Here is a 21,626-nt window from a genome sequence, read left to right as displayed (position 1 = left end):
CAGGAGATATTGCCATGGCAGCCGAGCCGCGCATCGCGCTCTTCATTGACGGCGCAAATCTCTATGCGACCTCGAAGCAGCTCGGCTTCGACATGGATTACCGCCGGCTGCTCAAGGAATTCCAGGGCCGCGGCAATCTGATCCGGGCCTTCTACTTCACCACCCTGGTCGAGAGTGAGGAGTACACCTCGATCCGGCCGCTGGTCGACTGGCTCGACTATAACGGCTACCGGGTCATCACGAAGGCGGCGAAGGAATTCACCGACGCGACCGGACGCCGGCGCGTCAAGGGCAATATGGACATCGAGCTGGCGATCGAGATGCTCGAACTCGCGCCGCATCTCGACCAGATCTACCTGTTTTCCGGCGACGGCGATTTCCGGCCGCTGGTCGAGGCGGTGCAGCGCAAGGGCGTCAAGGTTTCAGTGGTCTCGACCATCAATACCAACCCGCCCATGGTCGCCGACGATCTGCGCCGGCAATGCGACGAGTTCGTCGAGCTCGGCAACCTGATGCAGAAGGTCGGACGCGACCCGGCCGAGCGCAGCGCCCGCGCCCCGAGCGGGCATGGTACGCCCGCCCATCCCGGGTTGGAGCGGCGCTACGGCATCCGCCAGAGCGACGAGCCTACCGACACCTGAGGCTACAATCGTCTTTGAAGTCCGACGCGGAGCAGGCGCCCCCCTTTGTCATTCCGGCCGCGGCGAAACTGGGCGCCGGAAGCCGTCACAGGGTCCTGCGTTCCAGGATGGTTTGCGGCGCTCGTCCGGCACGACGCGATCGTTAGACAAACCGCACCCGGGGCGACACTAGCCCCCGGTCTTCATGATCCGCGCCTTGTCGCGGTTCCAGTCCCGGGTCTTCTCGGTCTCGCGCTTGTCGTGGAGCTTCTTGCCCTTGCCGAGGCCGAGCTCGACCTTCGCCCGGCCCTTGTCGTTGAAATAGACCTTGAGCGGGATGATCGTGTAGCCTTCGCGCTGGATCGCGCCCATCAGCTTGTCGATCTGGCGCCGGTGAAGCAGCAGCTTCCTCGGCCGGCGCACATCATGGTTGAAGCGATTGGCTTCCAGATATTCCGGGATATGGGCGTTGAACAGGAAGAGCTCGTCGCCCATCGGGCCGGCATAGCTCTCGCCGATCGTCGCCTTGCCGCCGCGCAGGGACTTGATCTCGGTGCCCTGCAGGGCGATCCCGGCTTCCAGCGTCTCGGTGATCGCGTAGTTGTAGCGGGCCTTGCGATTATCGGCCGCGAGCTTGTAGCGCTCGGGATCGGGCTTGCTCATTCAGAAAACTCCGGCTTCGGCGGCCGCGGATAGCGACCGCCGAACGCCTCACTTAAGCATTGAGCAGGCCGGCGTGAACCATGGCGCCGCGAATGACCTCGCCGGTCGCCGGTGTCACCGGCAGCAGGGGCAGGCGAACCTCCTCGGAAATGCGGCCGAGCAGCTTCAGCCCGTGCTTGGCGCCGGCGAGGCCCGGCTCCTTGAACACGGCGTCATGCAGCGGAACCAGCCGGTCCTGCAGCTTCAGCGCGCCGGCATAATCGCCCTTGAGCGCGCAGACCATCAGTTCGGCACAGAGCTTGGGGGCGACATTGGCGACGACCGAAATGCAGCCATGGCCACCGGCTGCCATATAGGCCAGCGCCGTCATGTCCTCGCCCGAGAGCTGGATGAAGTCCGGGCCGAGCGCATGACGCTGCTGCGAGACTCGCGCGAGATTGGCGGTGGCGTCCTTCACCCCGGCGATGTTCTTCAGCTCGTAGAGCCGCTTCATCGTCTCGACCGACATGTCGACGACGGAGCGCGGCGGGATGTTGTAGATGATGATCGGGATGCCTACGGCATCGTTCACCGCCTTGAAGTGCTGATACATGCCCTCCTGGGTCGGCTTGTTGTAGTAGGGCGTGACCACGAGCAGCCCCTGGGCGCCGGCCTTCTCGGCGTGCTTGGCCAGGGCGATCGCCTCGGTGGTGTTGTTCGAGCCGGCGCCGGCGATCACCGGCACCCTGCCCTTCGCCTGGTCGATGACGATCTCGGTGATCTCACCATGCTCGTCATGGCTCAGCGTCGGGCTTTCGCCGGTGGTGCCGACCGGCACGAGCCCATGGCTGCCGCTCTCGATCTGCCAGTCGACCAGCGCGCGCAGGGTCGCTTCGTCGATCTTGCCGTCCTTGAACGGCGTCACCAGCGCGGTGAGCGAACCGGTGAAGGGCACATGCTTGGTCATGGGCGGTCCTGAAAACGACATAGTTGCGCGGAAAACGGGCGACAGACATAGCCTTTCAGTCGCAGTCCGCAAAGCCGGCAACCCATCAATTATCGTGGCGGCATGGTTAGGACTTCATAAAGCTCCGTCTCGGAGCATAGGCCACTGCTACGATTCTGTTTGCCGGAGCAGGTTCCGCAAAAGTCGGCAGCTCTTTTGCGATGAGAACGTGCTCCAGTTCGTAACGCTGCGCGCCTTCTCCCGTTCGGCCGCTTTCGACCGACCGAGAGAAAGTGCGCTAGGGGGGATCCCTCGATGGCGCTATCGCCGGGCCGACGGTTCTTTGGAGCTGGCCTGACGCTCATATTGGTGGCAACCGGCCCGTGCTCGGCAGGCCCCGACGGCTCGCATCCCTTTCAGGAAGAGCGGCTGGCGAGCGTCAACACGCCTGCAGCAGATACCGGAAACACCAGCGTCGATGTCGGCGTCACCGCTTCGCTCGCGCCGCAGGTCGAGCCGCCCGCATCGCCCGTGCCGCCGGCCGAGATCGCCCGGCCGGAAGAGCGGATCGACCTCGAGCCGCTGAAGAAGGCGGTCCTGGCCTATCGGACCGGCAAGCTGGAAGAAGGCGACGCCGTCGCCCGCGGCGTCGACGACAAGGCGGTGCGCGGCATGCTGGAATGGGTGGCGCTGCGCAGCCTGACCAATGTGGTGAGCTTCGAGCGCATCGACGCCTTCCTCGACGAGTTCCCGAACTATCCCGGCACCACGCCGTTCCGCCGGCGCGCCGAGGCGGCGCTGATCAACGACCGCCGCAGCCCGGAGACCGTCCGTGCCTTCTTCCATGGCGGCGAGCCGATCAGCCCGGCCGGCCGCGTCGCGCTCGCGCGGGCCCTTGCCGCCGAAGGCAAGCAGCAGGAAGCGCTGGCACTGGCGCGTCGGACCTGGCTCAACGACCATCTCGGCGTCGGGCTCGAAAAGATCGTGCTCGACAATTTCGGCGACAAGCTCAGCACCCCCGATCATCGTCTGCGCACCGAGCGTTACCTCTTCGCCGGGAAAAGCGAGGAGGCGCTGCGCAATGCCGCGCGCGTCTCGCAGGACTATGTCGCGCTGGCGAAGGTCCGCCTCGCCTCGGCCAAGGCCAAGGGCCCGATCGCGCAGAAGCAGATCGACGCCGTGCCGGCGGCCATGAAGAAGGACATCTCCTTCGCTTTCCTGCAGGCGCAACAGGCGCGCCGCAGCGGCAAGGCTGCCGATGCCGCAAAGGCCATTGCCGAGGTCCCGCGCGACCCGGCCCTGCTCGGCGACGGCGATGGCTGGTGGACCGAGCGCCGGCTGATCGCCCGCAGGCTGCTCGACGATGGCGACGCCAAGGCTGCCTATGCCGTGGTTTCCGGCCATGGCGCCGAGGATGCGGCCGAACGCATCGACGCCGAATGGCATGCCGGCTGGATCGCGCTGCGCTTCGAGAAGGATGCGGAACGGGCAGCGAAACACTTCGCCGAAGCCGCCAAGATTGCCGAGACGCCGATCTCGGTTGCGCGCGCCACCTATTGGCAGGGCCGGGCTGCCGACGTTCTCGGCAAGGCCGAGGAAGCGAAGGCCTTCTATGCCCGGGCCGCCGAGCACCCTGTCGCCTATTACGGCCAGCTTGCCCGTGCCCGGCTCGGTCTCACCGAGCTGCCGGTCAGGCGTACCGTCGCGGCGCCGCTCGCGCACCTGCCCGGCTTCAAGGCCGCCAAGCTGCTCTACGAGATCGAGGCGCCCGACCTTGCCGGCCAGTTGCTGATCGACCTGTCGCAGCGCCTGCACGACACCGCCGCTCTCGAGGCCATCGCCGACCTCGCCCGCCAGCGCGGCGACCCCAAGACCCTCCTCACCATCGGCAAGATCGCGCTGCAGCGCGGCTTCCCGCTGGACGAGGCGGCATTCCCGACTTTCGGCGTGCCAGAGTTCCCAACCCTGGGGGACCCGATGGAGCGCGCCATCGTCCATGCCATCGCCCGGCAGGAAAGCGCCTTCGACCCGGCGGCGGTCTCGCATGCCGGCGCGCTCGGGCTGATGCAGATGATGCCGGCGACCGCGCGCGAAACGGCAAGGCGGGCACAGCTGCCCTTCGAGCTCGAACGGCTGACCAAGGACCCGCTCTATTCGGCGAAGATGGGCGCCGCCCATCTCAACGACCTGCTCGGCGACTGGCGGGGGTCCTACATCCTGACCTTCGCCGCCTACAATGCCGGCTCGGGCAATGTGAAGAAATGGATCACCGCCTATGGCGACCCGCGCCTGCCCGAGGTCGATGCCGTCGACTGGGTCGAGCGCATCCCGTTCACCGAGACGCGCAACTATGTCCAGCGCGTCATGGAGAACCTGCAGGTCTATCGCCAGCGCCTGAACCAGCGCACCGCCTACATGATCGACCAGGATCTGAAGCGCGGAGGAAAGCGCGAGTGAGGCGTAGGTCATCCCGCCCGAAAGAGGCGAGAACGGGCTTTGCCGCAGCGGAGCCGGCATGCGACAAGCCTTGTCGACCACGCCAGAGGATCGCGCATGGACGCCGATAGCGGATTCCGCTCGCTCTATTTCAGCGCCCGCGACGGGCTGAAACTGCATGTGCGTGAATACGGCCCGCTCGCGGCGCGTGCCCTGCCCGTCATCTGCCTGCCCGGCCTCGCGCGCACGGCGGCCGACTTCCACGAGCTGGCGCTGGCGCTGAGCAGCGATGCGGCCGAGCCCCGGCGCGTCCTCGCGCTCGATTATCGTGGACGCGGCCGCTCGGAATACGACCGCGACTGGCGCAATTACGACATCCGCGTCGAGCTCGACGATCTCATGCAGGTTCTCGCAGCTACCGGCATCGAGGAGGCGGCCTTCGTCGGGACCTCGCGCGGCGGGCTCCTGACCATGGCCCTGGCGGTGGCGCGGCCGAGCGTGATCAAGGGCGTCGTGCTCAACGATGTCGGACCGGTGATCGATGCGCGCGGCCTGCTGCGCATCCGCGGCTATGTCGGCAAGCTGCCGACGCCGCGCAGTTTCGCCGAGGGTGCCGAAATCCTGAAACGGCTGTCCGACCAGCAGTTCCCCCTCTTCGGTGACCGGGAATGGGAGATCATGGCCCGCCGCACCTGGACGGAGCGCAGTGGCGCGCTCGTCCCCGATTACGATCCAAGGCTGCTCAAGACGCTCGAGGAGCTCGATCTCGAAGCGCCGCTGCCTGTGCTCTGGCCCTATTTCACCGCGCTGAACCACGTCCCCGTGCTCGGTATCCGCGGGGAGAACTCCGACCTTCTGGCCGACCAGACCTTGACGGAGATGGCCGAGCGCCATCCGCAATGCGAAATCTTCACCGCCCCGGGACAGGGCCACGCGCCGTTGCTCGGCAGCCGCGACATGACGAAACGGATCGGCAGGCTGGTCGGCCGCGCGGAGAAACACGCCGCCTGACGGCACGCCAATATCAGGCTCGCCGGCAATCGGACGGTTCCTCACCCCCTGCCGCGTCGCTCCTTCTCTGCGCGCGAATGCGCCGTCTCGCCACCGGCGGCCAGGATGCGCGCCTCGGCCCGCCATTGCTCGGCGATGTCGCGCCCCGGGAAACCGGTGTGGTGCGCAATGTAGCGCAGCTCTTCCGCCCCGAGCGAAGCGAGTTGGTCGAAATGCCAGATACCGAGCCCGTTCAGCTTTTCGGCGATGGTGCTGCCGACGCCGTCGATCAGGGAGAGATCGTCCGGCCTGCCGTCGCGGGCCGACGCGAGCAGATTGCCCGGCCGCGTGCCTTCGAGAGCCGCACCGGACATGGTCACAGGCGCCGCCTGATCGGCCGGCGCCGCATTTCCGGCCAGCGCCGCAGCCTGCGCGACCCATTCCTCGCGCTCTATCCGGCCGGGGAAGGCGAGGTAGCCGCCGACCCAGTCGACATTCTCCGGTGTCCAGGCCGCGATCTGGCTGAAATGCCAGATGCCGAGCGCGTGCAGGCGCTCCTCGTTCTGCGGGCCGACGCCCTTGATCAGCTTGAGATCGTCGGCAACGCCGCCGCGCGCCGCGACATAGCCCGCCGGCCGGCGTCCGGCGATCGCATCCTCGCCCTCGAGCTTCGGCATCGGCGCCGGCTCGGCTGACGCGGAGCGCGCGGCTGCGGCTGCGGCTGGCGCCGGGAGACCAGGAGCCGGCTGCGGCAGCGCCAGGCGCGGCGCCGGCAAGGCCAACGCCGCCTCGGGCACCACCTCGCTGCCCTTCAACAGGCAGCCGACCAGGCAGCCGGCGGCATAGACCGCGACATAGAGCAGGCCGGTTTCGACCCAGAAGGCCGGCTGGTTGTTCAAGGCGCGTAGCCAGACCAGTGCCGCCGCCCCACCCCAGAGCAGAACGACGAGCAGCACCGGTCCCGACATGAGACCGCGCAAGCCGCCGCGGCAGGTCAGCCAGCCGAAAACCAGACCGATGGCGAAGGCCGCCACGAGGAACCAGACGAAATGGAGCGCGAGATACAGCATGGCTTGCGTCCCTATTTCGCGACGGTGAACTGGACGCGGCGATTCTTGACCTTGGCTTCGGTATCGCCATGGGCAACCAGCGGCCGCTCGACGCCATAGCCCTTGACCTCGAGCTGGTCGGGTTCCAGCCCGCGCCGCACGAGTTCCTCGCGGACCCGCAAGGCGCGCCGCCGCGACAGGTCGAGATTGTTGAAGCCTGCACGCTCGCCGTCGAGATTGGCATGGCCCTCGACGGTGACGCGCGAGGTCGGGCATTGCTTCAGGATCGCCGCCGCCTCGGTCATCGCCCGCTCGGTGATGGGGTCGAGCGTCACGACCGCAGTGCCCTGCCCGAACATCACATAGTAGCGCTGGGTCAAGGCATCGAGGTCGTTCTGGCAGGTGCTGGGCGGATCGATGACGCAACCGGTCTGGCGCAGACCGACCTCGGCCTTGCCGGTGAAGCCTTCCGGAAGGCCGCCCGCGGCATTGGTTTCGATCTCCGCGCGGATCAGATCGCGGCAGGTCAATCCCTGGACGCTGACTTCGTGATCCACGACGCTTACCGAACCGAGGTCGAGCCGCAGCAAATCCTGAACCGCACTGCGCGCCGCGACACCGAACCCCGCCGGCGCCGCCGGCACGATCGTCGTCTCGTCCTGGATCTTGCCATGCAGCGGCGAGGCCTCGATCAAGGCCGCGATCGCCTGCTTCGAACCGGCGTCCGGCAGATGCCCCGTCAGCGTGCCGCCGGTCTTGTCGACTGTGGCCGAGAAGCCGTAGCGGTTGATCGTCAGCGCCGGCACGCCGGAAAGCGCAAGGCCGGCAGGCAGGGCTTGACCCTTCAGTGCCTCCCGCAGCGCCGTCCAGCCCGCATGATCGGACGCCGCGCCCGCAACCGAGAGATTGCCGCCGGCCAGGTTGACGCTGCCGCGCTCGATCTTCGACAGCAGTCCGAGAGCGAAGCGCGTCACGGCACCGTAGTCGGCGGCATTGCGCAGATTCGGCTCGACACTGGTCTGGTCGGAAAGCGTCCCGCCGTTCAGGGCCCCGCGGGCGAGTTCCGCTGCGGCCGCCTTGGCAGCAGCATCGGGCGCGAAGCCCGACAAGGTGATGCCGGCGGCAGATTTTTCCGCCCGCCATTGCAGCGGGCGCGCCGGAACCGCAGGAGCAGGCGGCGGTGCCGGGGGCGGCGGCGCGGTCGCCACCGTCGGCGCGGCAGGAGCCTGCGGCGCGGGAGGTTCCACGGCCGCCGGCGGCGGCGGGGCAAAGGTCAGGTTGAGAGCCGGCGCCTCCGGCATGGGCGGCATCGCCGGCGCGGGAGGGGGCGGCGGTGGCGGCGGGCAGGTAATCGTCGCTACCGCGACCGATTCCGGGCCGTCGGCCTGGGCGATATTGAGCCGCAGCGCCTCGCAGCTGGCGAAATCCTTCGGGCCTTCGCCGCCGATCCGGTAACGGGGCCCATCGATCTCGACCTTGCCGCTATGCAGCCGCGCCAACTCCGAGATCGCGCGTCCGATCTGCGTCAGAAAAGCCGGGGGCTCGCCGGCAGCCGGCAGCGACCGATCGGTGATCCTGCCGTCGCCCGGAAAGGCGCGTGCGAGCGAGCTGGCGAGCTCGCGCTTCACGGCTTCCGACGGGTAGTAGCCGGAAACGGTGACGGCGCCGGCGGCGTTCTTCTCGGCAGTCCACACATAGGGCGCGACGGTCGGCGGGTTGAGCGTGCAGTCGACCCGCGTGAAGCCGGTCAGAGCCGCCGTGGCGGCGGCGGCGCGTAGCGCAAGGTAGGCTTCCGGAGACGAGGCCGTGCCCTCGACGCAGTAGCGGGCATCGTCGAGCGCGACCTTGCCGGCCGAGAGCCGGCCGAGATCGGCGATCATCGTCGCGGTCAGGGCGGCGAACCCGGTCGGCGCGCCGAAAGCGATCTTCTGCTGATCGTCGATCTGCAGATCGCTGCCAAGCGCCCGGGCAGCAGCAATATTGGCTTTGGCCGTCGCCTCGTCGGGCACGTGGCCGGCAAGCGTCACGCGCTTCGCGTCACGGCTCGCAGACCAGCTATAGGGCTTTTGGGCGACCACCTGGGTCAGGCCGCCGATGACGCGTCGGACGCCGAATTCGGAGCCGAGCTGTGCCAATGCCCGGGCGGCGCCGTCGGCACTCGTCGCTTCGCCGTCGAGATAGACGTCGCGACCGTCGACCTTGACCGTCACTTCGCGAATTCCCGGTGCCGCACCAGCGAGCGCACCGGCTGCGAGCGCCCTGCCCTCGACATCGCGGCGCACCGCGTCCGCCTGGATCAGATTGGCCGAGCTCCACAAAACCGCCAGTGGAACGAACCCCCACAGCCAACCGGCCTGCCGTGCCATCCCCGACCCTCGCCCCTGCCACCGAATCGAACCGATTCCGGCTCTTACGGCACCGCAAGAATCAGGCCCTATCCCATGATCAAGTCAAGCAAAGCGGGCAGGTTCTACCCTGAAATTCATTGCCTCCGGGGACGTCGACATGGTCGAGCGCTCCAGCCTCCCGGGGACACCCCAAACGCGCCGGCACCCGCCAAAACGAAAGAAGCCCCGGGTTTCCCCGGGGCTTCCGTCTTCACGATCGGAAGATCGATCAGAAGTCGCGCTGGATGCGGAAGCGGCCAGCCCAAGCGTCGTCGGACTTGATGCTGGTGCCAGCAACACGGCCACCGACGTTGTTGACGGCCAGGACGCGCGAGGCGAGCTCGGTACGGGTGTAGAGAACCTCAACACCGATATCCAGGCCCGAAACCGGCGACCAGATCAGGTTACCAGCGATGATGGCTTCCTTCGGATCAAGCGAGCGGATCGGCGCGCCAGCGGCGTAGACGCCGGTCGGAGCGTTGTAGCCGAGCTTGAGCTCCGAGTACGAGCCGTAGAGCTCCGAACGCAGGGTCGGGGTCCAGAAGTGGCGGAGACCCGCAACGATCGACCAGCCGGTCGAGTTCTTGACGCCGCCAAGGGCATTGATGCCGATGTCGCCGATCACGAGCTGGTTGAGGGCAGTCGCCGAGGTGATGCGGCCCGAACCGAACTGACCACCCCAGCCGAGATAGCCGAGAGCGCCGTCAGCATAGGCAGCCTGCAAGAAGAGGACGTCGCCAGCGGCGAGCATCGGCAGGTTGATCTTGACACCACCCTGGATGGCCCAGCCGAGCTCGTCGCCGCTGTTGATCGCCGGGACCGTGAGCGTGCCGAGCTGGTTGCCGACGCTACGCTGCGTCAGAGCACCCGACAGCTGAGCGGAGCCCCAACCCTGATCGACGCGCAGCGAGGCGACGACGTCCGGGAAGTCCTGACCTTCAAGAGCGACAGCAGTGCCGTCGAAGGCGGCGCCGCCGAGCAGGCCGCTGCGGAAGAACGCGCCGTTCTCACGGGTACCCGTGCCGGAGTTGCGGTCTTCGAGCGAGACGGTGGCCGAGAAGCCCGAACCGAAGGTGGCGGTGTAGGCCAACAGGTTCAGACGGCTATCAGCCGTGCGCAGGGTCGAGAAGCCGAAGTCGTTGGCGTAGAAGTCGAAGAACGACTGAGCGCGACCAGCGGTGATCGGACCGAACTGCACGAAGGCGAGGTCGACCAGCGAGGTCGTCGCAGCCGTCGTGAAGCGACCCTGACCCGGGGCGATGATGCCCTGGTTGCCGCCGATGGCGCCAGCGTACATGCCGGTGCTGTTGGTCAGCTCGTAGCGGAAGAAGGTGCGCAGCGTGCCATAGGCAGTCGCGGTACGGGCGTCGACGTTCAAGCGACCGCGAGCGCGGGTGCCGTAGGCGTCCTGACCGTTACCGTAGCGGGTGCCGACGGTGTACTCAGCGCGGACACGACCGCCAACGCGAAGGCAGGTGTCGGTGCCCGGGATGTAGAAGAAGCCAGCGCCGTAGGCGGAGCAGACGCGAACGTATTCGACCGGAGCGGCCTTCCGCGAAGGAAGGTCGGCGGCCTGAGCCCCGGCAACCGCGGCGATACCGGCGGCAGAACCGAGGAGGAGGCTCTTAACGAGCTTCATTTGATAACCTCCAAAAGAGTTTCGAGACCCTCGGGCTTCGGCGAACTCGTTTTCCGGACGGCCCCAGGAGACCCCACCGGCGAACCCGCCTATCCCGGTCTTCCCCCCCCACTCCCGAACCACTCAGAAGCGAAGTTGAAAAACAGCGACCGGGAATGTCCCGCCGCACAGTCACCATTACGAATGCCCGCCTCGCGATCAACCTTCATCACGTCGGGGTGAGGCTCGGCGGGGCGCTTTGGACCCCGGTGTTGCACGTCGGCCACGCTTTGAGCGCGGAACTTAAGACGCTGTTAACCGGCCGAGCCAGGATCGCTGCTCCCAGAGCGCATCCTGACCTTCTTATGAGGCGAATCTTCGGCCCTGGACGGCGGCGGCGATTCCCCGCCGGCCGACTCAGTATTCCCACTCGGCTCCGACGCCGACCGCGGCGCTGCCGTCGGCATTGGTCTCGGCCTGGAGCTTCAGCCGCCTTGTCACGTCGATGCCGACCGAGACCCCGCTTTCGGAGGGCTTGGCCCCCGCCTTCACGCCGATGGTGATGTTGTCGGACAAGGCGCGCGAGACGCCGACCGTCGGCCCATCCGGGCCCATCTGCACGTCGAGATTGTCGACGCCGAGCTGGCGCCGCAGCTTCTCGAACACGTCGTCGCCACCGGCGCCCGAGAACTGCGCTGCAGTCTGGGCCAGCTGGAGCGCCTGGAATGGCGAGAGCGAGCCGGAGGCGCGCTCGAAGAGCAGCCGTGACAGCACCTCGTCCGGAGGCAGCTCGGGCGAGGAGGTGAAGGTGAATTCCGGCGCCGATGCCTGGCCGCTGACGATGATCCTGGCCGTGACGTCGGCGGCGCGCGTCTCGGCGACGAAATCCAGCTCCGGCATGACATCGCCGGAGAAGGTCACGCGACCGCGGCTGAAATCGAGGCGCTGGCTCAGAACGCTCAGGCGTCCGCGGCGCAGATCGAAGCCGCCATTGAGCACGGGATTCGCCGAAGTACCGCCGACACGCAGCTCGCCGCCCAGCTCGGCGTCGATGCCGCGGCCACGGATGAAGACACGTCCCGGTGCTGAAACCGTGATGTCGAGCACGGCATCGAAGGCCGGCGCGCGCGAGCCTTTGCGCTGCGCGGCGGCACGAGCCTTGCGCTGCGCCGCGAGGCGCTGCGCAGCCTGTCCCTTGGCGTGGACATGCCTGATGCCGTCGACCGGGCGCAGGCTCGACGGCAGCCGGTCCGGCACGGCGACCTCGATCGTGACGACGCCGATCCGCCCGGCGATGCGCGGACGCTGCGCCAGCGGCCCGGCAAGGTCGAGCCCGAGATCGGCCACCGCGGTCACCAGCCCGTTGGCAACGAGCTGGGCGCGCTTCCCCTCGATCCGAATCGTCCCCGGGAAACCCGCTTCCGGATCGAGCCGGACATTGCCCCGGGCCGAGAGCGTTCCGCCGCCCGGTGTCTGCGCCGAGAAACGCTCGATCGCGAGCTCGGGACCGCGCGCGGCGAGCCGCGCTTCGATCGCTGTCAGCCTGACACCCTGGAGGGCATCGCTGAAGCTGCCATTGGTGAGCGTCGCGCCACCGGAGAGCTGCGGTGCGGACATCGTTCCGCCAGCCCGCATGTCGATGGCGATCTGCCCGGTCAGGTTCCGGCCATCGGCCGAGAGCTGGGTGTTGGCGAGCGCTGCGTCGACCCGGCCCTGAACGGCGAGATCGAGCGCGCCATTGCCGCCGAGCGGTACCGTGCCCTTCGCGGTGAGCGCGATGAAGCGGCCGCCATTGAGGCTGGCGTCGAGACTGGTCTGGCGGCCGTTCAGGGTCCCCTGCCCGGCGATCTCAAGCGGCGGCAGTCCGGCCTGGCGGGTCTGCGGCGCGACGAGGCGAGCGATCTTCACCCGCCATGGGCCGGTCGGGGCTTCCGGCGTTCCCTTGATCGTCGCCTCCGCGTCGAGCGTGCCGGACAGATCGAGCGTCGGCGCGGCGAGCCTGGCGGCCGAGAGCGGCACGTTCTGCGCCTGGAAGCGCAGGTCGAGCGCGCGGCCGACTGCGCCGTCGAGCGTGATGCGGCCGGCATCGACGGCGATGGCGAGATCGCGGATGGCGACGCCGCCGTCGATGGCGGTGAAGCTCGCCGGCTTGGAGAGCGCGATGCGGCGGCCATCGCGGCTGGCGGTGAAGCTGGCGAGGTCGAAGCGCAGCGGCTCGGACACGGAGAGCCTGCCCTTGGCCGCCAGCGCGAAACCGCGGGCCGTGGCATCGAGGCTGATATCGCTGGTCTCGGCTGCCCCCTGCGAGACCAGCCTGATGGCGCTGACCGGCTCGCCGGCGATGACGGCCCGGTCGATCTGGACGTTGCCGTCGATCCTTGGCTTGCGGAGCGCATCGACGATGGCGAGCGTGGCATCTAGCTTCTCGAGGGTCAGGCTCGGCGCGGACAGGCGCTGCGCATTGGCCTTGAGGTCGATGTTCTGGCCGCCATTCGGCCGGGCGAGGCGCAGATCGGCATCGATGCGGCCACCGAGCTTGGCCAGCGCCAGGGCCGAGAGATCGTCGAGATTACGGGCGGCGAGCTTCAGATTGCCTTCCGCGAGATTGGCAGCGTCGAGATCGAGCGCGCCGTTCAGCATCACCGAGCCGATGGCGATATCGAGCTGCGGCAGGCTCCAGCCGCCGGGATCGCGCTTGGCGAAGCGCAACGTGCCGGTCGCGGGCTTGCCTTCGACCTCTCCGGAGAGCTTCGCCTCGCCGGTGAGCGCGCCCTGCAGGTCACGCAGCACCGCATCGAGCGCGAGGCGCGGCACCGGCCGGCCGAGCGCCGTGGCGTTGGTGATGGCCGCGCGCAGCGTCGCGTCGAGCTTGTCGAGCGGGCCGGACAGGGTGGCATCGAAGGCGCCCTGCCCCGACAGCCGCGGGTCGGCGCGGCGCAGATCGGGAATCGCGATGTTGGCGCGCAGGTCAGACCCCTGGGCTCCGAGCGCGCCGTCGGCGGCCGCGGTGACATGGGTGCCGGCGATGCGCAGGCCGTTGACGACGAGCCCGCCGCTGCCGGGAACACGGACTTCGCCGCCGAGCGTCAGCTTGCCGGCGAGCAGACGATCGAGCGCCTCCTGATCGAGACCGAGTGCCTCGGCCGAACCGTCGAGCTTCACCGCATAGCTCTTGCGATGCGGCTCGGCATCGACCGCCGCGGCCAGGGTCGCGGCGCCCTTGAGCTTGCGGTCGGCAAGCCCGCTCAGGCGGGACAGATCAGGCAGCCGCGCCTGGACCTTGCCGAGGATGCGCTTGGGACCGAGCTGGCCGACATAGTCGAGCTCCGCGCCGCCGAAGGCGAGCTTCAACGTCTCGAACTCGCCGCCACCGCCCTCGCTCGCCGTGCCGCGCAAGGTGAAGCGGACGCGGTCGCCGACGAAGCGCGCGAGACCGGGATCGGCGAGCGCAATACCCGAAGCCTCGCCATCCGAGACCAGGACGGTCCGGGTCGCAGGATCGCCAAGCGCTCCGTTCGGCGTCGCGGTGAAGGTCAGGTCGAGCTTGCCGAGCTTGCCTGCCGGCACCGAGGCACCTTCCGCCTGCAGGCTGGCATTGACGCGCGGTCCGGCGGCCGGCCCCTGGATCCTGGCGTCGAAGGCGAGCTTGGCGATCTCGGTGCCGGAGGCGACCGTGCGGCCGTCGGCATTTGGCCTTGCCGCCGCGGTCACCGTGAAATCGAGATTCTTGTCGGCGCCGTAGAGACCTTTCACGTCGAGCCGGGCCAGGGCCGAAACCAGCGCCAGTTCCTCGACGGCGACCGCCCCGTCATCGGCGAAGGCAACGGCACCGTCGAGCTTGGTCGAGCCCTGGAAGACCGGAGCGACCGGAGCCGGCATCAGACCGGCGATACGGGAATCGAGCGCGAGCAGCAGGCGGCGCCCGGCGCCGCGCCGCGACAGGTCGGCGGTGCCGTCAGCGCCGATGCTCGGCCCGGCATTGAAGGCGAGCGTCGCCTTGAAACGGTCGAGCGGGCCATCGCCCGAGAGATCGAGCTTGACCGGCGGGCGGTCCGGCAGATCGGCGATGGTCGAAAGCAGGCCGCCCTGCGGCTCGTCGAGCTTCACCGCGAGCTGGAGCTGCGTCGTCTGCGGCACGAAGCGCAAATTGACGTCGAGCGTGCCGCCCATGTCGAGCCGACGGCCGGCAAGGCGCAGGTCGAGCCCCTCATTGGGCGGGCCGAGACGGGCAGAACCTGTCGCCGAAAGCCGCGCCGGCGCCCCGATCACGGTCGGGCCGAGTACGAGTTCGCCGAGCTGGAATGCCTCGATGATCACTTTCAGCGGCAATTCGGGCAGGAGCGGTCCGTCATTGGCCTGTGCGGCCGCGGTCGCCGGATCGGGCAGCGGCCTGCGCAGGATCTCGAGCTTGCCGATCTCGAGCCGGTTGACCTCGAGCCGGCGCAGCAGCAACGCCGAGCGCGTCCATATCAGGCGCGCCCGGTCGAGCCGGAGCCAGGGGCCGTCGCGATCGGAGATGACGATGTCGCGGATCGAGGCGTCCGAGGACAATGCCCCGTCCACGGCGCCGATCGAGACCTGGCTGCCATCTGTCGAGAGCGCCTTGGAGATCAGGTCCGCGAGGACGCCACGCTCGCCCGAGTTCTGAGCATGCAGGCCAAAACCCGAAACGAACATCAGCAGCCCGGCGATCAGGAGCGCCGCGAGGGATAGCACCAGCCGGGGTAAGCGGAGCGCGCCCATCAGAAGGCCTGCCCGATGCTGATGTAGAGGGCGACGGGCTTGTCGCCCTTGCGCGGGTTGAGCGGCGCCGCGACGTCGACGCGGATCGGCCCGATCGGCGTATAGTAGCGCAGGCCGAGGCCGGCGGCGAACTGCAGCTGCTCCTTGAAGTTCGGCACCTGCGATTCGAAGGCCATGCCTGCATCGAGGAAGGGCACGATGCCGATCGTGTTGGTGATCTTGATGCGGGCCTCGACCGAAGCCTCGAAAAGGCTGCGCCCGCCGGTCAGCTGGTAGTAGGGCCCGAGCGGCGCCAGCGAGCGATAGGCGTAGCCGCGCACCGAGCCACCACCGCCGGCATAGAAGCGCCGCGTCGCCGGGATCTCGTCGAGATCGGCGCCGGCGACCGAACCCAGCCCGATCCGCCCGGCGAGCACATAGCGGCTGTCCTCGTCGAGCGAGTAATAGCCGGACAGCGCAGCCTTGCTCTGGAAGAAGGGCGCCGCCGAATGGCCGTAGGAGTAGTAGGGCGCGACCGAAGCGGTGACGCGGATACCCCGCGTCGGGTCGAGCAGGCTGTCGGTCGAATCGTAGCGCAGCGAAAGCGGCACACCGAACATCGTGTAGTCGACCTGGCCGAGCACGTCGCTGGTCTGGCCGCGCTCGGCCTCCAGCCCGGCCTGGATCGAAAAGACGTCGCTGAAGCGGTGACGGATGGCGGCGGTGGCGTTGACGTAGCGGGCGGTATAGCCGCCGTAACGATTGGTGCCGACGCGCTCGCGCGTGGCGACGACATCGACGAGCAGATCGTTACGGGTGCCGCCAAGCGCCGGCTTCATGAAGCCGATCGAGAAACGAGCGCCGAGATCGGACGGCAGGAAATCGCCGAAGCGCTGGATCTTGGTGCCGTCGATCCGCGGCGCGAAGAAGAGATCGCCCTCCAGCCGCAGGCGCTCGGCACCGCCGAACAGGTTGCGATGCTCCCAATAGGTCCGCACCGTCGGGCCATCGATGGTTGAATAGCGCGCCGAGAAGCCGAGCAGGCGCTTGGGCCGCTCGTTGACTTCGACGAAGATCGGCAGGTTGCCGCGGGCATCGAGGGCCGTGCCCTCCCGCATCCGCACCGCGCCGACGGCAGGGATCTGCGCGATCGACTTGCGGGTGTCGGCGAGTGCCTTGGGCGAATAGGGATCGCCAGGCTCGAGGTAGATGAAGGAGCGGATCACCGGCTCGGGGATGTCTCCGCTCTCGCCGATGCTGAAGTCGCCGAAGCCGGCGACCGGACCGGGGTCGACGACGATAGCGACATCCATGATCTTCGCGGCATGGTCGACCACGGGCCGGATCTCGACGACCTTGGCGAGCGGGCGCGAGCGAGCGCGCCAATAGTCGACGAGCGCCGCCTGCGCCGCGCGCAACGAAGCCGACGCGGCCGGGTCGCCCGGCCTCAGCCCGGAGACCTTGCCGGGATCGGCGATCACCGCAGTCGGATCGCGCTTCGCGCCGGGGACGATGTCGACATTGCGGAGCGTGAAGAGCGGCCCGGGATTGACGGTGACGACCACCGGCGCCGGGGCGCGGTTGCGAAAGCGCTCGGCCGCCGCGGCGAAGCCCGGAGGCGGCTCGCCCGCCTGGCGGACCACCGCACCATCGACCGCGATCGTCACCTGAGCGCTGAAATAGCCGCGCGCCCAGAGCGCATCGAGCATCGGGTCGATATCGGCGCTGGCCCGGCGCGCAAGGCTATCGCCGTCGGGCGGCGGATCCTGCCGCAAGCGATAGAGCAGCGAGGCATCCTGCAGATTACGGGTCAGCGCGCTGGCATCGGGCGTATCGCCCAGTTCGAAGCTGAGTTCGTAGGGCAGCGTGGTGGCGCTGACCGCCGGCGGCTTCTCCTTCGAGCCGAACAGTCCGAAGACGTCGAGCGAGGACAGGTCGAAGGCGCGGGCCGGCGGAGTTTCGGCCGCAAGCATCGCGACGAAAGCGCATAAGCCCCCGCCCGCAACACCGAGCCCCCTACTCCGTCTCGACCGCATCAAACCTCCAACGCAACGCGACTAGAATGCAGAAAATGAGTTCTTTTTGTGATCTTGCCGTCAGTTGATCACAATTCAACGCTGCCGACCCGCAGCATGATCCGAGCACCGGCGAAGTAAACGTACCGTTACGTCGCCGCAACGAAAGCGCTCGCGGGCGAGAGTTTCCCGCGAGCGCACGGCCGGCTACGCCAGCGCGAAGGAGATCGCCGTGACCGGGTCGAGCCGGGCGATCACCGGCCCTAGCGTCGGCGCGAGAACGCCGCCGCAGAGGCTGCCGGTGGTGATGATCTGGCCGGCCTTCAGGCCACCGAGCGGCGTCTCGGCCGGGCGATTGGCCCAGGCCAGCGCCGTCACCAGCGGGTCGCCATTGGCGTGCTCGGCCGGGCGCTCATAGAGGACATCGCCATCGAGCTCGACGCTGCAGGTCAGGGCCGAGACGTCGTCGAAGATGCTGAAGGGAACCTCCGGCCCGAGCAGATAGGAGCCGTGGCCGAGCGCGTCGGCCAGCCAGAGCGGAAAGGCGACATGGGTCCAGTCGGCGATGCGGCTCTCGACGATCTCGATGCCGACCAGCGCGGCGTCGCAATGGTCGATCAGCTCGGCGCGCGTGTAGGGGTTGCCGGGCCGCAGCGGCATGTCGCGGCCGAGCCGCACCGCAAGCTCGATCTCGACGCGCAGCTCGGCGCCATGGGCGGAGCGATGCGTGTCGCCCGACTTCAGATACGGGCCCGGCATCGGGGCGGCGATCGGCCTGCCGCCCTCGGCGATCGAGACCTTCCAGCCGGCATCGGCGTAGCCCATCGCCTTCTGGACCTTGGCCTGCACGGCGAGCGCGGCATCGATATCGGCCGGGACCGGCAAGGTCGAGATATCGACCAGGCTGTGGCCGCGGCGTGCGGCGGTCAGCGCCTCGGCAAGGGTATCAATCGTCGTCGCCATCGTGCTGGGTTCCTGTCGCAGCAGCCTCGTAGAGCTCACTGGCTACAGCATCGGTCGGCGAATGGGAATTCTTCAGGCGCCGGGGCGGCTGCCGCCATGCGCGGGCCGGCGCCGCGCTAGGAAAGACGCACAGAGAGGAAACAGGAGAGATTCGATGACCAGATCCGAGAACGACCGCCGTATCGACTATGTCGAATTCGTCGTCACCGACCTTGCGCGGGCGCGGGCCTTCTACGAAGCCGCCTTCGGCTGGACGATGACCGATTACGGCCCGCAATACTGCGCCTTCGCCGATGGACGGCTGGAAGGCGGGTTCACGACGCAGGGTACGCCAAGGCCGGGCGGGCCGCTGATCGTGCTCTATGCCGACGACCTCGCCGCCATGCAGGCGTCGATCGAGGCGGCGGGCGGGCGGATCGTGCAGCCGGCCTTCGACTTTCCCGGCGGCCGGCGCTTCCACTTCGCCGACCCGGACGGCTACGAGCTCGCGGTCTGGACGAAGGGCTGAGCCCTTTCGTCACAAATCGCGGCCAGGAAGCCGGTTTTCGTGGTAGGATCGCCTCCGCAAATGTGGAGGCGCGTCATGCATGCCGTCATGCAGTTGCTGTCAGCCTACATCACCTGGCTCGCCCGGGCGCTCCAGGTGAGCCCCGACTTCATCACCAAGGACCGGCGCGGCAACCTGCCGCCGCCATCGGGAGGCATCGGGGCGTACTGATCGCCCCTGAGCCTCCCTCGCTTAATGCAACGCCGTGATGGCCTGTGCTACTTGCCCCAGCGCAGCGCCAGGGGGTTGAGTTCGCGCGCGAGCTCGATCAGGCCCTCACGGGTCTTCGGGTGCAGCGGCACGAGCGGATGGCGAACGGCCTCGCTCTTGATCACGCCACCCTCCTTCATAAGCGACTTCGTCGCACGCAGGCCGCACTGGCGGTTCTCGAAATTGATGATCGGCAGGACGTCGCGATAGAGCGCGGCGGCCTTCTTGCGATCACCCGCGGCATGGGCGGTGACGATCGGCTTGATCAGATCGGGGATCATGGCCGAGGTCATCGTGCCGGTGGCGCCGGCATCGAGATCGGCCATCAGCGTGATCGCCTCCTCGCCGTCGAACGGACCGACCACCGCCTTGCCGCCGGCCTCGATCAGCGCGCGCAGCTTGTTGGCGGTGCCGGCGATCTCGATCTTGAAATAGCAGACGAGCGGAACCGCCTTGGCCAGCCGGACCATGAAGGGCACGCTCATGTTGACGCCGGCGAGCGGCGCGTCCTGCAGGATGATCGGCAGGCCGCTGGCGTCGGCGACGCGCGCGAAATGCTCGATCATGCCGTCTTCGTCGGCCTTGAGCAGGGCGCCGTGATAGGGCGGCATCATCATCAGCATCTTGGCGCCGGCATCGGCGGCGGCCTTGCCGCGCTGGGCGGCGATGCGGGTCGAGAAATGCGAGGTGGTGACGATCACCGGCACGCGGCCGGCAACCTGCTCGATCGAGAGGAGCATTACCTGGTGACGCTCCTCGTCCGTCAGCAGGAACTGCTCGGAATAGTTGGCGAGGATGCAGATGCCATCGACGCCCTGGTCGATCATCAGGTCCATGACGCGCTTGTTGCCCTCGATGTCGAGGTCACCATTGTCGTGGAAGATCGTCGGCGCGATCGGGAAAATGCCCTTGTAGGCTTCGGTCATGGCAGGTCTCTCTGCGGCGGTGGAGCTGTCAGGCCTTTGCGGCCCGGGCGGTCGTCAGCTTGCGGATGCCGCGCCTGGCCGAACCCAACAGCGGGAAGAGAAGAAGGGCGAGCGCGATCGACATCAGCGACGCGACCAGCGGGTTCGACCAGAAGATCGAGAGCGAGCCTTGGCTGAAGATCATCGACTGGCGGAAGGCGTCCTCCGCCTTGTCGCCGATGACCATGGCCAGCACCAAGGGCGCGATCGGATAATCGAGCTTCTTGAAGAAGTAGCCGAGGATGCCGAAGGCGAGCGCGAGCCAGATGTCGAACTCCTTGCTGGCGACCGTATAGGCGCCAATGAAGCAGACGACGACGATCGCCGGGCCGATGATCGAGAAGGGGATGCGCAGGATCGAGGCGAAGAGCGGCACGGTTGCCAGCACGACGACGACGGCGACGACGTTGCCGAGATACATCGAGGCGATCAGGCCCCAGACGAAGTCCGGACGCTCGACGAAGAGCATCGGGCCGGGGTTGAGGCCCCAGATCATCAGCCCGCCCATCATCACGGCGGCGGTCGCGGAGCCGGGAATGCCGAGCGCGAGCATCGGCAGCATGGCGGCGGAGCCGGCGGCATGGTCGGCCGTCTCGGGCGAGATCACGCCCTCCGGCTCGCCCTTGCCGAACTTCTCCGGATTGCGCGAGGAGCGCTTGGCCATGGCGTAGCTCATGAAGGAGGCCGCAGTCGGGCCGCCGGGCGTGATGCCCATCCAGATGCCGATGATGCTTGAGCGCAGCAGCGCGAACCAGTAGCGCGGCAGCTTGAGCGCCGTCAGGAAGACGTCGCGCGGGCGGACCTTGGCCTTCACGCCGTCGAAGCGCAGCCCGTCCTCCATGGTCTGCAGGAGCTCGCCAAGACCGAACAGGCCGATAACCGCGATCAGGAAACTGACGCCAGCGAGCAGCACGTCGAACTCATAGGTCAGGCGGACATTGCCGGAGACCGAATCCATGCCGATGGATGCGAAGGTGAAGCCCATCGCCATCGAGACGAGGGTCTTCAGCGGCGAGGCGCCGCCGAGGCCGACGAAGCTGGCGAAGGTCATGAAATAGACCGCGAAATACTCCGGCGAGGAGAATTTCAGCGCGAAGCGCGCGACCCAGCCCGAGAGCAGCGTGATCAGGATGACGCCGGCCATGGCGCCGAAGCCAGCCGAGAGGAAGGCGAAGGACAGCGCTTCGGCCGCCCTGCCCTGCTTGGCCATCGGATGGCCGTCGAAGGTGGTGGCGACGGAAGACGGCTCGCCGGGGATATTGAACAGCACCGAGGTGGTCGAACCGCCGAACAGCGCGCCCCAATAGAGCGAGGTCAGGAGGATGATCGCCGAGACCGGGTCCATGGTGAAGGTCAGCGGCAGCATCAGCGAGACGCCGTTCGGGGCGCCGAGCCCGGGCAGCACGCCGACGAGGATGCCGAGAAGCACGCCGGCCATCATCAGCGCGATGTGATGGGTGGTCAGCGCGACTTCAAAGCCGTGAAGGAGCGAGGCGAAATTTTCCATGGGTCGATC

15 protein-coding genes are annotated in these 21,626 nt (G+C 67.9%); 5 read left to right on the top strand and 10 right to left on the bottom strand.

The annotated features are described in order from the left end of the window. The first annotated feature begins 14 nt into the window (after positions 1-14). The gene (locus tag AC1REK_RS18095) at positions 15-641 is read left to right on the top strand and encodes a LabA-like NYN domain-containing protein (RefSeq protein WP_316017975.1); all 627 of its coding nucleotides are present in this window, start codon (positions 15-17) and stop codon (positions 639-641) included. Between the two features lie 168 nt (positions 642-809). On the opposite strand, the gene smpB is transcribed toward AC1REK_RS18095, so the two are convergent. Together smpB and dapA are read right to left on the bottom strand one after the other, a co-directional pair. Then, positions 810-1,283, bottom strand: a complete 474-nt coding sequence (gene smpB, locus AC1REK_RS18090; protein WP_492268973.1) for an SsrA-binding protein SmpB — start codon at positions 1,281-1,283, stop codon at positions 810-812. Between the two features lie 52 nt (positions 1,284-1,335). Further along, positions 1,336-2,229 carry a 4-hydroxy-tetrahydrodipicolinate synthase gene (dapA, locus tag AC1REK_RS18085; RefSeq protein ID WP_492268974.1) on the bottom strand — a complete coding sequence of 298 codons (894 nt, stop codon included), beginning with the start codon at positions 2,227-2,229 and terminating at the stop codon, positions 1,336-1,338. 348 nt (positions 2,230-2,577) lie between these two features. Between dapA and AC1REK_RS18080 the strand changes: the two genes are divergently transcribed. Then, on the top strand, positions 2,578-4,665 hold the full coding sequence (locus tag AC1REK_RS18080; protein ID WP_492268975.1) for a lytic transglycosylase domain-containing protein: 2,088 nt from the start codon (positions 2,578-2,580) through the stop codon (positions 4,663-4,665). 96 nt (positions 4,666-4,761) lie between these two features. Next, complete coding sequence (locus AC1REK_RS18075; RefSeq protein ID WP_492268976.1) at positions 4,762-5,655, top strand: alpha/beta fold hydrolase; 894 nt, start codon at positions 4,762-4,764, stop codon at positions 5,653-5,655. A 41-nt stretch (positions 5,656-5,696) separates the two neighbouring features. Here the strand turns inward: AC1REK_RS18075 and AC1REK_RS18070 are convergent, their stop codons facing one another. The 6 genes from AC1REK_RS18070 to AC1REK_RS18045 form a co-directional block, all read right to left on the bottom strand. Next, on the bottom strand, positions 5,697-6,704 hold the full coding sequence (locus tag AC1REK_RS18070) for a helix-hairpin-helix domain-containing protein (protein ID WP_492268977.1): 1,008 nt from the start codon (positions 6,702-6,704) through the stop codon (positions 5,697-5,699). 11 nt (positions 6,705-6,715) lie between these two features. Beyond that, positions 6,716-9,049 carry an OmpA family protein gene (locus AC1REK_RS18065; RefSeq protein ID WP_492268978.1) on the bottom strand — a complete coding sequence of 778 codons (2,334 nt, stop codon included), beginning with the start codon at positions 9,047-9,049 and terminating at the stop codon, positions 6,716-6,718. A gap of 250 nt (positions 9,050-9,299) precedes the next feature. Next, positions 9,300-10,709: a porin gene (locus AC1REK_RS18060; protein WP_316020047.1), complete on the bottom strand. Its 1,410-nt coding sequence runs from the start codon at positions 10,707-10,709 to the stop codon at positions 9,300-9,302. Between the two features lie 396 nt (positions 10,710-11,105). Then, entirely contained in the window at positions 11,106-15,431 is a 4,326-nt protein-coding gene (locus tag AC1REK_RS18055; protein WP_492268979.1) for a translocation/assembly module TamB domain-containing protein, read from the bottom strand. After that, positions 15,431-17,383, bottom strand: coding sequence for an autotransporter assembly complex protein TamA (locus AC1REK_RS18050; protein WP_492268980.1), 1,953 nt, complete (start codon positions 17,381-17,383; stop codon positions 15,431-15,433). The genes AC1REK_RS18055 and AC1REK_RS18050 overlap by 1 nt, the downstream gene beginning before the upstream one ends. A gap of 249 nt (positions 17,384-17,632) precedes the next feature. After that, positions 17,633-18,388: a fumarylacetoacetate hydrolase family protein gene (locus AC1REK_RS18045; protein ID WP_316020044.1), complete on the bottom strand. Its 756-nt coding sequence runs from the start codon at positions 18,386-18,388 to the stop codon at positions 17,633-17,635. Positions 18,389-18,542: 154 nt separating this feature from the next. On the opposite strand from AC1REK_RS18045, the gene AC1REK_RS18040 reads away from it, so the two are divergent. Together AC1REK_RS18040 and AC1REK_RS18035 are read left to right on the top strand one after the other, a co-directional pair. Further along, positions 18,543-18,896 carry a VOC family protein gene (locus AC1REK_RS18040; RefSeq protein WP_492268981.1) on the top strand — a complete coding sequence of 118 codons (354 nt, stop codon included), beginning with the start codon at positions 18,543-18,545 and terminating at the stop codon, positions 18,894-18,896. 75 nt (positions 18,897-18,971) lie between these two features. Further along, positions 18,972-19,106: a hypothetical protein gene (locus AC1REK_RS18035; RefSeq protein WP_316020042.1), complete on the top strand. Its 135-nt coding sequence runs from the start codon at positions 18,972-18,974 to the stop codon at positions 19,104-19,106. 47 nt (positions 19,107-19,153) lie between these two features. Here the strand turns inward: AC1REK_RS18035 and AC1REK_RS18030 are convergent, their stop codons facing one another. Continuing rightward, positions 19,154-20,071, bottom strand: coding sequence for a dihydrodipicolinate synthase family protein (locus AC1REK_RS18030; RefSeq protein WP_492268982.1), 918 nt, complete (start codon positions 20,069-20,071; stop codon positions 19,154-19,156). 28 nt (positions 20,072-20,099) lie between these two features. Next, on the bottom strand, positions 20,100-21,617 hold the full coding sequence (locus AC1REK_RS18025) for a tripartite tricarboxylate transporter permease (protein ID WP_316020040.1): 1,518 nt from the start codon (positions 21,615-21,617) through the stop codon (positions 20,100-20,102). Positions 21,618-21,626: the final 9 nt, after the last annotated feature.

The organism is Allobosea sp. GW823-FHT02B03 (assembly GCF_058797755.1).
The sequence above is the reverse complement of the archived record's forward strand: the minus strand, read 5'-3'. Positions and strand labels throughout refer to the sequence as shown.

Excerpts from the sequence above, each read along its gene's own strand:
- AC1REK_RS18095 (WP_316017975.1), top strand. The coding sequence starts at position 15 with ATGGCAGCCGAGCCGCGCATCGCGCTCTTCATTGACGGCGCAAATCTC.
- smpB (WP_492268973.1), bottom strand. The coding sequence starts at position 1,283 with ATGAGCAAGCCCGATCCCGAGCGCTACAAGCTCGCGGCCGATAATCGC.
- dapA (WP_492268974.1), bottom strand. The coding sequence starts at position 2,229 with ATGACCAAGCATGTGCCCTTCACCGGTTCGCTCACCGCGCTGGTGACG.
- AC1REK_RS18075 (WP_492268976.1), top strand. The coding sequence starts at position 4,762 with ATGGACGCCGATAGCGGATTCCGCTCGCTCTATTTCAGCGCCCGCGAC.
- AC1REK_RS18070 (WP_492268977.1), bottom strand. The coding sequence starts at position 6,704 with ATGCTGTATCTCGCGCTCCATTTCGTCTGGTTCCTCGTGGCGGCCTTC.
- AC1REK_RS18065 (WP_492268978.1), bottom strand. The coding sequence starts at position 9,049 with ATGGCACGGCAGGCCGGTTGGCTGTGGGGGTTCGTTCCACTGGCGGTT.
- AC1REK_RS18060 (WP_316020047.1), bottom strand. The coding sequence starts at position 10,709 with ATGAAGCTCGTTAAGAGCCTCCTCCTCGGTTCTGCCGCCGGTATCGCC.
- AC1REK_RS18055 (WP_492268979.1), bottom strand. The coding sequence starts at position 15,431 with ATGGGCGCGCTCCGCTTACCCCGGCTGGTGCTATCCCTCGCGGCGCTC.
- AC1REK_RS18050 (WP_492268980.1), bottom strand. The coding sequence starts at position 17,383 with ATGCTTGCGGCCGAAACTCCGCCGGCCCGCGCCTTCGACCTGTCCTCG.
- AC1REK_RS18045 (WP_316020044.1), bottom strand. The coding sequence starts at position 18,388 with ATGGCGACGACGATTGATACCCTTGCCGAGGCGCTGACCGCCGCACGC.
- AC1REK_RS18040 (WP_492268981.1), top strand. The coding sequence starts at position 18,543 with ATGACCAGATCCGAGAACGACCGCCGTATCGACTATGTCGAATTCGTC.
- AC1REK_RS18035 (WP_316020042.1), top strand. The coding sequence starts at position 18,972 with ATGCATGCCGTCATGCAGTTGCTGTCAGCCTACATCACCTGGCTCGCC.
- AC1REK_RS18030 (WP_492268982.1), bottom strand. The coding sequence starts at position 20,071 with ATGACCGAAGCCTACAAGGGCATTTTCCCGATCGCGCCGACGATCTTC.
- AC1REK_RS18025 (WP_316020040.1), bottom strand. The coding sequence starts at position 21,617 with ATGGAAAATTTCGCCTCGCTCCTTCACGGCTTTGAAGTCGCGCTGACC.